Annotated in this window: 10 protein-coding genes; all 10 read right to left on the reverse strand. The window is 60.7% G+C overall.

What is annotated here, in order from left to right:
• Position 1 precedes the first annotated feature (1 nt).
• Complete coding sequence (locus Q6A51_RS01085; protein WP_304573917.1) at positions 2-1,336, reverse strand: efflux RND transporter periplasmic adaptor subunit; 1,335 nt, start codon at positions 1,334-1,336, stop codon at positions 2-4.
• Complete coding sequence (locus Q6A51_RS01090) at positions 1,333-2,097, reverse strand: efflux RND transporter periplasmic adaptor subunit (protein ID WP_051427722.1); 765 nt, start codon at positions 2,095-2,097, stop codon at positions 1,333-1,335. The genes Q6A51_RS01085 and Q6A51_RS01090 overlap by 4 nt, the downstream gene beginning before the upstream one ends.
• Complete coding sequence (locus tag Q6A51_RS01095; protein ID WP_304573918.1) at positions 2,087-3,784, reverse strand: TolC family protein; 1,698 nt, start codon at positions 3,782-3,784, stop codon at positions 2,087-2,089. The genes Q6A51_RS01090 and Q6A51_RS01095 overlap by 11 nt, the downstream gene beginning before the upstream one ends.
• A 23-nt stretch (positions 3,785-3,807) precedes the next feature.
• The gene (locus Q6A51_RS01100; RefSeq protein ID WP_304573919.1) at positions 3,808-9,426 is read right to left on the reverse strand and encodes a beta-propeller fold lactonase family protein; all 5,619 of its coding nucleotides are present in this window, start codon (positions 9,424-9,426) and stop codon (positions 3,808-3,810) included.
• 42 nt (positions 9,427-9,468) lie between these two features.
• Complete coding sequence (locus Q6A51_RS01105) at positions 9,469-10,995, reverse strand: TadE/TadG family type IV pilus assembly protein (protein WP_304573920.1); 1,527 nt, start codon at positions 10,993-10,995, stop codon at positions 9,469-9,471.
• A gap of 116 nt (positions 10,996-11,111) precedes the next feature.
• Positions 11,112-11,690, reverse strand: coding sequence for a TadE/TadG family type IV pilus assembly protein (locus tag Q6A51_RS01110; protein WP_201017668.1), 579 nt, complete (start codon positions 11,688-11,690; stop codon positions 11,112-11,114).
• The gene (locus tag Q6A51_RS01115; RefSeq protein WP_304573921.1) at positions 11,687-12,199 is read right to left on the reverse strand and encodes a TadE/TadG family type IV pilus assembly protein; all 513 of its coding nucleotides are present in this window, start codon (positions 12,197-12,199) and stop codon (positions 11,687-11,689) included. Before Q6A51_RS01115 ends, Q6A51_RS01110 begins: the two co-directional genes overlap by 4 nt.
• An 8-nt stretch (positions 12,200-12,207) precedes the next feature.
• Positions 12,208-13,089, reverse strand: coding sequence for a tetratricopeptide repeat protein (locus Q6A51_RS01120; RefSeq protein WP_304573922.1), 882 nt, complete (start codon positions 13,087-13,089; stop codon positions 12,208-12,210).
• A 26-nt stretch (positions 13,090-13,115) separates the two neighbouring features.
• Entirely contained in the window at positions 13,116-14,069 is a 954-nt protein-coding gene (locus tag Q6A51_RS01125; protein WP_122320849.1) for a type II secretion system F family protein, read from the reverse strand.
• 28 nt (positions 14,070-14,097) lie between these two features.
• On the reverse strand, positions 14,098-15,078 hold the full coding sequence (locus tag Q6A51_RS01130; protein ID WP_201002978.1) for a type II secretion system F family protein: 981 nt from the start codon (positions 15,076-15,078) through the stop codon (positions 14,098-14,100).
• Positions 15,079-15,089: the final 11 nt, after the last annotated feature.

Below are 15,089 nucleotides of genomic sequence, written 5' to 3' on the forward strand. Positions count from 1 at the left end.
CTTACAGCCCCACATGGATACGCAATGCTGCCAGAGGTCGGCGCAACAGGTAGTAGAACAACACCGTGGGTTCGGCATACAGTTTGGCGCTGCCTTTGAGGCCGATGCGAATGCGTGGGTCCTGGGTGTCGAAAGTGCTTTTCAGTCGATAGGCCATGACGCCATCGGGGTTGACGCTGGCGCGGTAGCCGATGCGTTGCAGGGTTGCATCCAGGGGTGACGTCGGGTCGGTGTTCAGGAACAGTTTCACCGGTGTCTGCGCTTGCAGGGCAATGGCATCGGCGACGGGCAACTGGATTTCCAGATCGGCATCCTGGGGCTCGGCGATCAGCATGATGCGTTCACCCAGATTGACGGGACGACCGATCCAGTCACTGGGGTCATCGAAAATCGCGATGCCGTCACGGGGCGCTTCAATACTCAGGCGCTTGAGATTGGCGGTATAGAACTCGACATCGTTTCTGGCCTGCTCGCGCCGTCCTTGCAGGGTGGCCAGCGTGGCTTTGCTGCGTTCGTCGAACAGCGCCTGTTGCTGAGCCTGACGCAGTTCGGCATCGGCCACGGCGTAGGCCTGACGAGCCGACTCCAGATGATTGCTTTGCTCGCGGGTATCGAGTTGTACCAGCGGTTGGCCAGCGGTGACTCGCTGGTTCGGCTGAACCAGAATGCGGTCCACCACCGCAGCCAGCGGCGCCCGCAGCACAGCCGGGTCCCGTGCAACGATTTCCGCCGGAGCCAATACCGACTGGCGTACCGGTAGCATCAACACTGCCGCCATTGCCAATCCGGCAGCCCACCACAGGCGCTTGCGTCTGCGCAGTGGTTGTCGTTGTGGACGATGCCCCAGCAGGCTGCTCCAGGCGTGGCCGTAGCAATCCAGCAGCAGTGGAGCCAACAGCCGTTCTGTGTCGCGCAGCGGGGCATCGCGACTCAAGAGCAACGCTCCCAGAAGCGGGCCGCCTGCCTTTTGCAACGGCAGCCAGATCAGGCGATGTGCGCAATACTCGCTCCATTGCGGCTGGTCTTCGGCAGGTACTGTCGAAGCGGTCAGTTCATGAATATGCCTGGCATTGTCGGTCTGTTCCCAGCGGCGGCACTGGCGGTTAAGCCAGGTCACCATGGGGGCCTGCTGCTCCACGACGGCCAGCCCCGAGAAACCTTGTATGGTCTGGGTGTCGCAGCGCCAGAGGATGGCTTGCCGGTATTCGAGCAGCGAGTGGCTGTCGTTGAGCAGAATGAAACTCAACGTTTGCAGGCTCTCGGCGGCGCGGACTTGCTGCTCCAACTGGACCAGCAAGGTCAGGTGTTCCATGGAACGGCTTTGCGCCTGAATCATGACTCACCCGGAGCCGTCAGTTTCGCCACGCCGCTCATGCCGGGCAGCAGGCTTTCATCGCTCTGGGTGATGCGCCCGAATACTTTCACCGACTGGCTGACCGGGTCGATGATCGCGCCGATCCGGCTGATCTGCGCCGGATAGTCCTTGCCGCTTTCGTCCAGATGCACGCTGAAGTTCTGGCCCGGTTTGAGCCAGCGCAACCAGTTGGACGGCACGATCAGTTCCAGCTCATAGGCGCTGTCATCGTAGATGCTCAGCAACTCCTTGCCTTCCGCGACGTACTCCCAGCGTTGCGCCTTGCGTGCCGCGACTCGCCCCGAGAAGGGCGCAGTGATTGCGCAGCGTCCCAGAATCGCCTGGTTGATACCGCTTTCGGCCCTGGCAACCGCCATGGCTGCCTGGGCCTGGGTGACATCGGCGACGCTGATGGAGTTGAGCTTGTCGAGGCGATTGGCGACTTCAAGCTTCTTGCGTGCGCCTTCCTGCACGGCGGCGGTGCGATTCAACTGCGCCTGATAGACACTGCAATCGAACGCTACCAGCCGGTCGCCTTTCTTGAATCGCTCACCTTCCTTGATGGACAGTTCGGTGATCTTCCCGGCGACCTCGCTGGACAGCGTGGTCTGGGCAATGGCGCTCAGTTGCACGCGCAACACTGGCTGGGTATCAGCAGCATGCGCCATGTTGGCGGCAACGCTGATCAGAATCGCCAGCCAGACTCGTGAATGCTGTCTGATGGAGGCAGGTTCAGCGTGCATTTGCCGTGCTTCCTTGCTCTTTGAGTTCCACGCCTTGCAACGACCCCAGGCTGTCGAACATATCGACTCTGGCAATCGGGGCAATGGCGACGGGTCTGGTGGAGGCCGGCCGGCTTTGGGCTGCGGTATTCAGAGGCGTTTCAAAGCGTGGGATCTGCACCTGACCGCTTGCCAGGTCGACCGCATTGCGGGCAATGGCCTGGGTCAGTTCGGCAATGCTTTCGCCTGCCAGACGCTGGGGCAGGGGATCGAGCCCGGCAGCCTGCTGAATGGCGCCGTAGGTGGCTTGCAACTCTGCGAAGCTGCGGTCGCGAGTGCGTTTCGCCAGTACGGTTTCGGTTTCGATCCGTACCTTTTCCAGCAGGCTCTGGGCCTGGCTGCTGTAGGCACTTTCACTTTGCGCCAGGATGCCGTCCTGCAAACGTTGCAGCTCGTTGGAGCGCTCGAATAGCTTGTTGGCGCGCTGGTATTGCTGCCAGGCCACGTTGACCTGGGTCAGCACTGCCATACGCACGGCCTGGCGACGCAGTTCAGCCACGGCTTCGCGGGTTTCACCAGTCTTCTTGATCGACGAATAGGACAGCACGCTCATCAGGTTCCAACTGATCTGCATGCCTGCATCGGCCCATTGCTCATTGACCAGATAGCTGTTGCTGTCACGGTTCAGGCCTGCGAACAGATTGACGCCGGGCAACAGCTTGAGCATCGCCATACGGGTTTCCAGTACCGCATTGCGGGCCTGATAGGTTTCTTCACGGATTTCCGGGCGCTGGGTCATGGCCAGGGTTTCCAGATCGTCCAGGCTGTAGGCCACGGCGGGCGCAGTCATGCTGGCATCGTCCGGGACGGCCAGGGTGTACTGGCTGGCAGGCGGAATGTTCATCAAGCCTGCAAGGCGTGCCTTGGCCAGCGCCAGTTCACCGTCCAGCACTTCCAGTTGGCGAATCATTTCCACCAGGCTTTTCTGGTAGCGCAACGAGTCGATAGGCGTCAGCAAGCGCTCGCGCTCGGTAACGCGGGCCTGATCCAGTGCGGCGCGGGCCTGCACCAGTGTCGATTGAACCTGCGGCTTGAGGCGTTGTGCGGTGGCGGCGTCCCAGTAAGCGGTGCGTACTTGCTGGATGATGTCGGCAATCACCCTGCGACGACGTTCTTCAGCCGCCAGGGTCTTGTTGGCCTGGACCTTGGCGCCGAAGTAGCTGATGCCGAAATCCAGCACGTTCCACGACAACTGCAAGTCAGCCGTATGGCCTGAACGATCAGAACTGGTGGAAGGTTCCAGCGACTGGGTGCGGGTACGAACCGATTCGCTGGACGAGCCCGCGACATTGTCCCGGCCACGCCAGCCTGCGCGAGCGGCCAGTTGCGGCAGCATCGACAGATTCTGGGTATCGAGCAGACCTTCTTCCATGGCTTGTTCCATCAGGCCCACACGTTGTTGCAGGTTGTACTTCACCGCTCGCGCCATGGCTTCGTTGAGGCTGACCGGTCGGTTCAGGTGCTCTTGCTGATCGAACATCTTGCTGCGGTCGGCACTGGCCTGGGCCAGTTGCTGATCCAGGCTGACAGGTTCGGGTTTGACCGCGCAGGCGCTCAGGCCGGCAACGATGCAGCCGATGGTCAGGCACAGGACGGTCTTGCGCAGCGCAAGGCCGGGCAGTCGCTGTTCTTGGGTGAGTCTGGACATTGTTGCGTTTCCCCTGAAAAAGATCATGCGACGCGCTGGTCGTCTTGGGTCGCTGCGTTGGCGACGGTTTCGTTCGATTCGTTGCCCACTATCGACAGCAGGTTTTCCAACAGGCTTTGGGCCTGATGAGCCAGGTTCAGGCTCGGCGCGCTGTCTTGCAGCTGGGCGCGCAAGGCCTGTTCCGCTGCGGGCGCAGGTGGTGTGTTTGCCGGTGCCTGTTGTGTGGCTGCGCCTTGGGGGCGTTCACCGGTCTCGATCTGGACTGGCGTGCGTTGTTCCTGACCTGAACGGTCGCGGGTGATCAGCACCAGATTCAGGCGTTGTGCGGCAGCCAACTGGCGGTTATCGACAATTAGCTTGCCGCTGCGCGGGTCGAAACGGGCCCAGCTTGGCAAAGGCAGGCCATTGCTCATGCGCAGTTGCGGGCTACTCTGGGTGCTGGCGAGCAACGATGGCGGCAGTTGCATTTCGCTGTTTGCATTGCCGTTGGCTGCGACCTGCATCTGCCAGGTTTCGCCCGGACGTGCCGACTGGCTGGAGGCCAGGGTGTCGCTGAGGATGTTGCTACTGCCGAGCAGTTGCTCGGTGACGCTGCGCTGACTCGATTCCAGGCCCGTGGCGTCGGGCAGGATAGTGTTCAGCGTGCTGTTTATCTCTGCTGGCAAGCCGAGCGGGCTGATGCCTGGTGGCAAGGACGTTTCTGTTTGCCGGACTTCATTGAACCCGCTTGGGCGCAGCCCCATCAGCGGCGCGGACTGAGCTGCAACGATAACCGGCTCGGTGACGTTGGTTGTCGGGGTGCTGCTGCCGGTATCCACGTCTGTTGGTGGCGGTGTAATGACGGTACCGCCGCCTGCATCTGGCGGCGTTACTACAGGAGGAACCACGACTGGCGGTGTCACTACAGGCGGTTCCACGACAGGAGGCGTCACCACTGGCGGCGTGATGACGGGCGTGCTGGTTGCCGTGATTGCGACGGTAAAGCTCGCGCTGTTCGAGGTCAGCAAGCCATCGTTGATACTGGCCACCAGTTCCACCTGCGCAGGTGGTGTAGCGGCGCTGTTGAGGTAGGTCAGGTGTTGCAGCACCGACTGGGCCTGCGCCTGGCTGACATCTTCAATGAAAGCGATGGTCAGGCGACCTTCGGTCTGGCTGAACGTGGCGATGGCTGTTCCGTTGAGCAGTATCTGGCTGCCATCGCTCGACAGACCAAGCGTTGCGGAAGGTTGCAGGCCAAACCGGTCTTCGGTGCTGGCACCTTCCTGGCGCGCCAGGGTGAGGGTGGCACCGTTGTAATTGCCTGCGCCATCGTTCAGCGCATCCAGCTCGGCATCGCTGACAAGCCCATTAGGTGCCAGCAGTACGGCATCGCCGCCCTGGGTGAAGTGCGGGGCGATGGTCGGGCTGCTCAGAATCACCACATCCGCGCCGGACCATTCGCTGCCCAGGGCATACAGGCTGCCGTCTGTAGCGCTGACGAGGCTGTTGAAACCCATGCTTGAAGTGTACGCACGAGTAAAGGTCAAGGCACCGGTGGTGGCATCTCTGCTGTACACCAACAAGCTGGGGTCATTGCCTTCATGGGCAAGGTACAGAGCGCTGCCATCGGCACTGAGAGTTATGTCCGCCAGCGAATAGACACTTCTCAACCCGTCCCTGACGGTGCCGCTCAGCGTCAGGCTGCCATCGACGCTGCGGCTGAAAATCCGGATCGAGTTGCTGTTCTTGTCCGAGACATACAGGAAGTCGCCTGCGCTGGACAGGGCAAGCCCGCCGATCGAACTGAGGTTTTGACCATTGCCCAGTGCCGTCAGCGAACCCGCATAGCTGAGTGCGCCGGTGGTTGTGTCGCGGTTGAAGATGGCGATGGCGTTGTCCCAGCTATTGCTGACATACACCGAGCGGCCATCGCTGGAAATCACCACGTCCGAGCTTTGGCCAATGCCGTCCGACAGGTGCCCCGACTGGCTCAGACCGCCCTGGGCATTGATCGTGAACGTGGTGATTCCGCTGTTTGCACTGTCGTTGCTGACCGCATACAGGGATCTGCCATCTGCGGACACCACCATTTGCCCGAAGTAGCTACTGCTTGTGTCGTTGCTGGCAGCAATGCCCACATAGCTGAGTGCCCCGGTAGTGATATCGCGCTGGTACAAGGTGATGGTCGAAAGCTCGCCTGTCTCGGAAGTAGCCTCGAAACCGGCCACATACAGAAACCTTCCATCCGCCGACAGCGTGACCGAGAATACCCGGTCCATACCTTCAAGGAAGACGTCCCGGTCGCTGAAATACTGGTCGTCGCTGAAACTGCCTTGCTCGACCAGGCCGTCTGAGGTTCTGGCATGGATCGTCAGGGTCTTGCCGGTCACGATATAGACGAACTTGCCGTCGCTGGAGGTGGCCATGGCCGAAGGGGACGAGTCCACGCTTCCCGGTGTCAGGTGAGTGGGCTGAGTCGGGTCGGTGATATTGGGAGACGTCAGCACCGTTCCCGGGTTCGGGTTGCTGATGCCGGGAGCGGTATTGGCGGTCACATCGACTGTGGAGGCAATGTTCAGGTCGCTGACGTCGGTTCCGCCATCCAGTGTGCCGCCGCTGTCCTGAATGCTGACCAGCGTTACGGTGCGGCTGCCGAGGGTCGGTGCCAGGCTGGCATTGCTGTAACGGATACCGTCGATCAGCGTTTGTGCCGCCTCGGTATCGATGCCGTTGGCCGGGGTGATGATCAATGTGGCGGTGCCTGCCGACAGGCTGACGGTGTAGGTGTAATCGCCGACGGTTTGCGTACCGTTCACCAGTTCCACAAGGGTGCCGTTGATGTTCAGGCGCTCCTGGCTGCCATCGCTCAGGCCGCTGATTTCCAGACGCAAATCAATGATGGATTGACCCTGTTCCACCGTTGAAATCTGCGTGTCGCTGAACAGCGCCGTGTTGTTGCCAAAGCTCAGGGTCGGATCCAGCGCGGTGGCTGACAGCTCAGGCGCATCGTTGATTTCGGTGACGGCAATCAGGATGGTATGCACGCTGGACGTCAGGCCATCACCATCGTTGATCGACAGGTTCAGGCTGATCTGGCTGCCCGGATCGCTGTTTTCATTTGCATAGGTAATCTGCTTGATAACCAGATTGGCATCGGCGGCGCTGACTGGCTGGCTGGAGGTGAAGGTCAGCACCAGTGCGCCGTCTACCAGGCTGAAACTGGCAATGACGTCGCCGTCCTTGAGCACCTGCTTGCCATCGGCGGAAAGCGTGAAGCCGTTGCCGTCCTGAAAACCGAAGATATCGGCCGCATTGGCACCTTCGCTGCGCACGATACGGATGCTGGCGTCGCGGTAATCGCCATCGCTGTCCAGTTCGACATCGTTGAAGCCTGTGTCTGCGAGCAGTGAAATCGCTGCCGCTTTTTCGGTGTAGGCCTGGTTTGTCGGTACGTCACTGAGCAGCGGTGCGCTGTTATCGCGCATGGTCACGGTGGAGGTCAGGTTCAGCGCTGTGCTGTCGATGCCGCCATTGGCTGTTGTGCCGTTGTCGCGAATCAGCGTCAGGCCGACCACCCGATCAACGCCGGTGATGGTGGTGCTGTCGTTGTAATAGCCGATGCCGTTTACCAGCGTCTGCGCATTGGCCACGTTGAGGTTGCCGCCACTCAGGCTGACACTGGCGGTTGTGCCGCTGACGCTGACTTCATAACTCAGGCCGCTGCGTGTGATGCCGGTATTGCCTTGGGTGAGGGCGATGCGCGTGCCGTCAACGACCAGCACTTCGTTGGCACCGTCCTGGATGCCGGTCACGCTCAGGGCCAGGCCGCTGACCGACTGGGCTCTTTCGCCGGTATTGATGACAGTGTCCTGAAACACGGCAACCGGGTTGCCTTGGGCGGAGTATCTGGGATCGGTGGCGGTGGTGGTCAGAGTGGGGGCGTTGTTGACGTCCACCAGACGCACTTCCACATTCAGCGAGGTGCTCGCGCCCTGGCCGTTGTCGAACGCCAGCACCATGACCGCCAGGCTTCCAGCGTCCGAACTGATGTTGCTGTAGCCGATCTGCTGGAGCACCTGATTGGCCAGCGCGGTGCTGACCTGACCGGTAAAGGTGATGCTCAGGCTGGAGCCATTGACTGTCAGGTTGGCGATGGCCGTGCCGTTGTTCAGGATTTGCGAACCGTCACTGCTCAAGGTCAGGCTGCTGGTGGGGATAAAGCTCAAGGTGTCTTCGGCGTTGTCACCGCGTTGCGGCGTGACGCTGAAGCTTGCGCCGTTATAGTCACCATTACCGTTGTCGAGCGCGTCCAGGGTCGAGTCGCTGACCAGCGCATCGCTCAGCTTTTGTGGGGCCGTGCCTTCCAGGTAGCGGGTGCTGGCTTCCTGCAGAACGCTGATGCCAGAGCCCGTGACAATCACGCCGCCATCGGCACTTACCTGAATCGCGCTGGCGTCGCTCTGGCCACCGGCTGTGCTATTGAGCAGCATCAGGCCTGAGGTCGTGGCGCTGTAGCGATTGATGGTGCCGTCGCTGAGGGTGGCATAAAGCGTACTGCCGTTACTGCTCAGGGCTGTCGAGGTGATATTGGCCTGGCTTATGGAGTTCTGGACCACAAAGGACTGGTTTTCGACCCGGAACGTGACGATGCCTTCGGAGGTGGTGACATAAAGCGTCTGGCCATCGGGCGATGCATTGATCTGGCTGGGAGACTTGAGCGAAACCGTATTGCCAGCGCTGTCTCGCTGGCCATCGCGGATATAAAACGGCGAACCCAGGTTGCCGTCGGCGTCACGCTGATAAGCGATCAGGGTATGTGGGGGGGAGAAGGTCTGGGTTGTTACGAATACGTAATCTCCTCGGCTCTCCATGGCCGATATGGCAAACATGTAAGGTGGGTTCCATGACGTGTTCTCGACCAGATTCAGTCGCGTCAGACTGCCGCTGGTGGTATCACGGCTGAAGACATAGATCCCTTCGTTGCCGCTATCGACGGCATATACCGATTTGCCGTCGTCCGAGATTTCCAGTGTTTCTATCGTGAGGATGTAATGGCTTTCCAGGAAGACAAGGCTTCCCGTGGCCGGATCGCGGTTGAATACGGCAAGCGTGTCCGAATAGGACCTGCCGTTTGCACCGCTCATAAGGAGCGTTTCGCCATCCGGGCTGATCTTCAGATCAATGATTAAAGTCAGCTGAGTGTCGCTGGCCGTCAGGGTGTTGCTTAGCGTCAACGCGCCAGTCTCGGTATCACGTGTGAAGATGGCCAGCTCACCTGTTCTGCTGGCTGCATACAGGGTCGTGCCATCACTGGACAGTTCGGTATGTGCAATGTTGCTCAGGCCGCTGATTGTGCTCAGGGTTTCCAGGCTTGTCAGAGCGTCCAGACTCAGGTGGGCACCGTTATCGGTCGCCAGCGCTGTGGTGCGCTGGCTTGTGGTGGCGCTTGCCTGATCGTTGTCCGAAGTGCTGCTGTTCTCATGAGCAACGCTGGTTGCGGAGTTGTCCGCCGTTTTATCTGCTGCCGGACTGGCGCTCTGGGTTTCGCTGGCAGCAGCGACTTCTGTCGCAGTGGCGACCGCCGCCGCATCGAACATCATCCGGGGTTCGAGCGCCAGATACAGTCGCTGGAGGCGGGGACGGGCAGGAGAACGCTCAGTCATTGGGACAGTCCTTTGGGGCGTAGACGGAAATAGGGAGGCGCATCATTCAACCAGCAGCACGCGATTGGCCTGGCTCTTGAGTTCATTGGCAATGCTGTCGAACGCGGCCTTCAGATCGCCGGAGGTATCCGATGAATTGCCTTCGATGACATGCAGGCGTTTGCCGCCATCGGTGCAGGGGTTCAGCCAGTCGGCAGGCGTCACGTAGTGGCCGCCGGGGGTATTAATATTTGTGGTGTTGCGGACCACGGCGTAGAAAACGATCCCGTTGTCGCTGAAGGATTGGCAGGTATCGAGATAATGGCGCAGGGTTTCTTTTTCTGAACTCCAGGCAGAGCCTGAATTCCAGTTCATCAGTAGCACAATGGCCTTGCGGTTGGGGCCGCTGCCATCGGCATTGAAATCCAGCGGGTATTGACTGTCGCCCCAGCCGTTGCCCCCACGCCAGTTGGGTGACAAGGCACTACCCGCCCAAACGAGTCCCGGTAACGGATGAATCTGCCAATCGCCTCTGATCTCGCGCACTCGCTCTTCGATCTTGCTTCTGCTGGCTTCCAGAGGCAGCAATGGAGCGTTGGGGGTGCCTTGATCGGTCATGATCGTTTGGTCCGCACCGTTGGCATCCACTGTGCTGAGTGAAAACATGCGGCGCTCGGAAACGACAGGGCGATTGTCCTCCGGGTTCAGGTAAAGCATGTTCGCGGTAAGACGCATCTTCGACTGGGCAGGAGAGGCAATCCAGTCATAGGTCTTGTCCCGGTAGTTGTCTCCCCTGTAGAAGCTCTGTCGCCTGGCTCTGCGATCCGGAAACATGACATTGCTCAAGTCGCCGTATTGCCGGTAGAAACCACGTGTGCGCAAGGACGGGATCGGATCTTCAGTGGTCAGTGCATCTGGAGTTGTCCACTCCTTGAGTCGCGGCTGGTTATTGCGACCGTAGTCGGGGTCGTACAGATTGACCTCGTTGCTGAATGGAATAATGGCTACCCGCAGGTTCTCTTTCTCTTCACGGGTGTTGCCACTGCTGTCCTTGTCGAACAGTTCGCCCAGAAAATGCTCCGTGGCTTCGATATGCAACTGCGCGTCCGGGCTGATGCCGGAGAATATCGAGGCAAAATTCACAGACGAATCAATCGCCAACGCCACCTCCAGCGGCTTGCTGATCAACTCCGCCGTGGAATGCACGGTCAGGTCCTGACTGGCATTACCGCTGACTTGCGGGTCGTGACGGGACGTTGCGGTTACCCGGTAGGTGGGATTGCTGTCGGCGCTGCGTCCTTCTTCGACGGTGACTTCGCCCAGGTTGTCCAGAAGCTGCGCATCCATGCCCAGGTTCTGGCGCACATACGCGGTGGCAAAACCGGTGGGGTCCTTGCTGACGTTTTCATCGCCGTCGGCATTGGCCCGGCCGACGGCCAGGGCGGCGGCGTCGGTCGCGCGCTTGAGTTGCGAGGCGTTGCCGGTCATGCGCGTCAGGTCTATCGCGTAGGCACTGGCCAGTAACAGGCCGCCAGTGGCAAGAATCATGAAGGGCGCGACGTTACCGCGCTGAAGCTTGCGATTGAGCATGAAGCGGTCATTCCTGAGGGGATCAACAGGCCGCTATGACAGCAGCCTTGAGGTTTATACAAGAATAAGAATCTTTCCCAACTAGCAGCAAGGCTGGCTCCATTAAGAAGGCTTAATCAACTCTGGTCCGTGTCCAGACCGGCCTCCTGCGCCAGATCTTCAGCCAGTTGCAGGTCGCTGTTCTGCATGCGGTCCAGAGCGACGCTTTGCAGGATTCTGCCGCCAAACAGCTCGCTGCTCATGGCCAGTTCGGTACTGGCCTGGCAGGTCTGCACGATCAGCATCGAGACCGTGTCTTGCTGTGGCTCTTCGGAGGAAGATGGCGTTGGGCTGCTTTCGGGCAGCTCGCCGCTGTACTGGCTGCTGGCGAAAGGGTCATCGCACAGCCCGGTGGCATTGCCCCGTTGCAGATGCCAGACCACCTCACCGCTGCGCCGGACCTGAGCGATGAAAATCTGATAGTTGTCCTTGCGCGGGCCACGTATGTTCTCGATCAACTGTTCGAGGCCGCCACTGGTCAGCCGATCCTGAATCGCCAGGATCGAGGACAGCGTCGAGGTGCTGCGCTCCATGTCGGTCTTGGCGCGGCTGAGGTTGTAAAGGTCGGCGCAGACAAAACCTGTGCCAAGGATGATCGGCAGGGCCAGTGCAGTTTCCAGCAGGGCGCTGCCGCGTTGCCGCGTACGCTTGATCATTGATCGTTACCAATGAGGGCAGTGTTATAGAGGTTGCCCAGCACCTGACGGTACTCATAGGTAAAGCGGTCGGGCAGGGCGAGCAGTTTGGGCAGTGCGGTGATGTAGGTCTGTTGCAGGGTCACCTTGACGACAATCACCGGCTGGCTGCCGTCGGGCAGTTCCGTGCTGGACTCATCGTCGCTGGCGTCTTCCCCGCCCATGACTTGCAGGGCGCTGTAGGAAGTCGCATCGATCTGGATTTCATTGGCCTTGAGGTAGCCGTAGGACGCCAGCAGAATCCGCTCGGTGATCAGAGGCTGAAGCTGCTCGGTTGCCATCAGGTCGACTTTCTCGTGACGCAGGCCGCCCAGTGCCGAGTCCAGCGCCAGATTGCCGATGATCACCACCAGCGCAATGCGTGCCAGCTCGAAGAACATCATCAGGCCGATCAGGATCACCGGCATGATCAGCGCGGTTTCCACCGCCGTCACGCCGCGCTGTTGTCGTGGGCCTCGCAATAGATGCATGACCGGCTTCACTGTGGTGTGCCGAGGGCCAGCGGACGCTGACTGGCGGCGAGCAGTTCGGTCGCGGCAGGGGAGCCTGCATGGATGCGGGCGATGCTGGCCTGCAAGGCTTGCAGCAAGTCTTCGGTATTGGCATCGGGCAGGTTGCGACTCAGGGTCTGACGCGCCTGATCGTTATCGCCCTTGAGCAGATGCGCCAAGGCCAGGTTCAGCACCAGGCTGGGTGTGGCATTGAGGCTGGCGCCTTGCAGAAGCGTGATGGCCTGCTGAGGCTGGTTGCTGCTCAGGTAGGTCATGGCCAGATTGTTCAGCGCTGGCTGGTTGGACGGGTCGATCTCCAGTACTTGTTGAAACAGCTTCTGAGCCTGCTCGGTCTGGCCAAGGCTGTTGCTGGCCACGCCCAGACCATTGAGGCCTTCGGTGCTGTCCGGCTGGGCCTTGAGCGCGCAATTGAAATCCTTCACCGAAGCCTGAAGCTGATTCAGTGCCAGACGCGCACGGCCCATGCCCAGGCAGGTAATCAGGCTTTCGGACGGGCTGAGATTGTCGGCACCGCCAAGGGCGTGTCGGGCACGGCCGTAGAGTTCCAGCGATTGCTGCGGCTTGCGCACCAACGCCGCAACACTGGCGTATTCCAGCAGTTCCCGGGGGCTGAGTTGCTGGCGCTGGTCCATCTTGGCGTAGACCTCGGTGGCTGCTTCGATACGCCCGTTATCGCGCAGCACGCGGGCCAGCCTCAGCGCTTCGGCGCTTTCCTTTTTGCTCAGGGGCGCGTTGGTCTGTGGCTGGGCATTGTCACGGTCGAGGCCGGGCAGGCTGGAGCAGCCGCTTGCGCCGATGATCAGCAGCGAAAGCAGGGCGAGGCGTGAAAGGGACAGAGGTGAGGACACGGTATTCTCCAGAGAAAAGGCAGGCATCAGTTTTGCGCCAGAGCGCGGACCAGACGGATCATCGCCGGGGCGCCCATGACCGCGATGATCGGTGGCAGGATCAGGACCATCAGTGGCACGCTCATTTGCGCGGGCAGCTTTCCGGCTTTTTCTTCAAGGCCCAGCACCAGGGTCTTGCGACTTTCATCGGCGATGGTGCGCAGTGCCTGTGACAGGGGAGTGCCGTAGCGCTCGGCCTGGATCAGGGTTCCCACCATGCTTTCGATTTCCCGGACGCCCGTGCGCTCGGCGAGGTTGAGCAATGCCCGTGAGCGGTCACTGACGATTTGCAGTTCGGCGAAGGTGTAGCGCAATTCATCTGCCAGTTCGGGAGCCGACAGCGCCAGTTCCCTGGCCACCACTTGCATGATGCGGCCCAGCGGCAAGCCGGCTTCGGCGCAGATCACCATCAGGTCCAGGCCATCGGGCACCGAACGGGCCATGCGCCCGCCGCGCCGCGCCGCCCGCCATTTCAGCCAGGCTTCGGGCAGGGTGGTGCCGACGAACAGGGCGATCAGGCCCATGGCCAGACCCTTGAGGCCGAAGCGGCTCTGGGCATCCAGAACACCAAACAGAACGATGCCCAGAAACAGCAGGCCGTTGGCATATTTGGCGACCATCAACAGACCCAGGCTGGCCTGAGCACGAAAGCCCGCCATGCTCAGCAGACGGTTGAGGTGCTGGCGATCCTGTGCCGTGCCGGCCAGATGTTCGCCGGCCGAAGCCAGTGGCAACAGCAGGCGCCGGGCATTGGCGGACAGGGCCAGTTGATCGGTGCGCAGGATGTTGGCCTGGACCTGTTGCTGGCGATTGTCCTCGCTGCGGCCCAGGCGCAGGTCCAGGCTTTTCTCCGAAAGACCCAGGTACCAGCCGAGCAGGCCCAGGCCGGTGCCGGTCAACATCACCCCCAGGGCGAGCAGAATGAGCGTTTCGTTGGTCATGACTGTTGTTCTCCGCAAAAGCGAGCGTTCATCCGACTCGGCTCACCATCAGGTGGTTGATGACCAGCCCCAGCGTGACGCTGGCAAGGGCGTAGAACAGCACCATGTTGCCGGTGGGGTCGTTGAGCAGAAAGCGGAAATCCTGTGGGGCATTGATGTACATGTAGCCCAGCATGGCGGGCACCAGCGATGACACGATCTTGGAGGAGGCCCGTGCTTCGGAGGTCTTGGACAGAATCTTCAGTTGCAGCTCGTGACGGTCGCGCAGGGTGGTCGAGAGCCGGTCCAGGGTCTCGCCCAGACGGCCACCGGCTTCCTGATTGATGATCAGGATCACCGCGAAGAATCGGTACTCGGCCAGTGGCACGCGCAGGGTGGAGTCCTGCATGACCCGCCGCAGCGGCACCCCCAGACGCAGCCAGTGGTCGATGATCGCGAACTCCACGCTCAATGGCCCGCTCAGATGATCGGCAACCAGTGCGAAAGCATTGCTGATCGGTACGCCTGCACGGCAGGTGCGGGTGATGGAGTCGATGGCTTCAGGCAGGGACTGGCGCAGTTGCTTGTGGTACTTGGCCAGTGCCTGGCGATAGAACAGCGTGAACAGGGCAATGGCGGTGAATACCGCAATCAGGCTGCCGAACAGCAACGGCATGGGCGTGTCGCGACCAATCAGTACACCGGCGAAAAAGCCGCCCAGGCTGAATGCAATGGCCCGCGCCTTGAGCGTCTTGCGCCAGCCCAGCAGGTTCAGGTTGATCCACAGATGGGTAATGTGAGTGCCAAGCACGGGCATGCTGCCCAGTGGTGCGCTCTGCATGTCACGCATGATGCTCTCGACCTGGGTGTTCGGTGCATTCACCTTCACCTTTTCGCGCAGCAGTTGCTCCAGTCGAGCAGCACTTTCAGCGGCTCGCTGGCGTCGCTTGCTCAGGCTCAGCAGCCCATAGAACGCGAACATGACGCAGGCGAAAACCAGCAGGGTGAGCAAATCGAGGACAGCTTGCATGAGGTGTCCTC

Source organism: Pseudomonas serbiensis, from assembly GCF_030580745.1.
In the GTDB taxonomy this organism is placed as follows: Bacteria; Pseudomonadota; Gammaproteobacteria; order Pseudomonadales; family Pseudomonadaceae; genus Aquipseudomonas; species Aquipseudomonas serbiensis.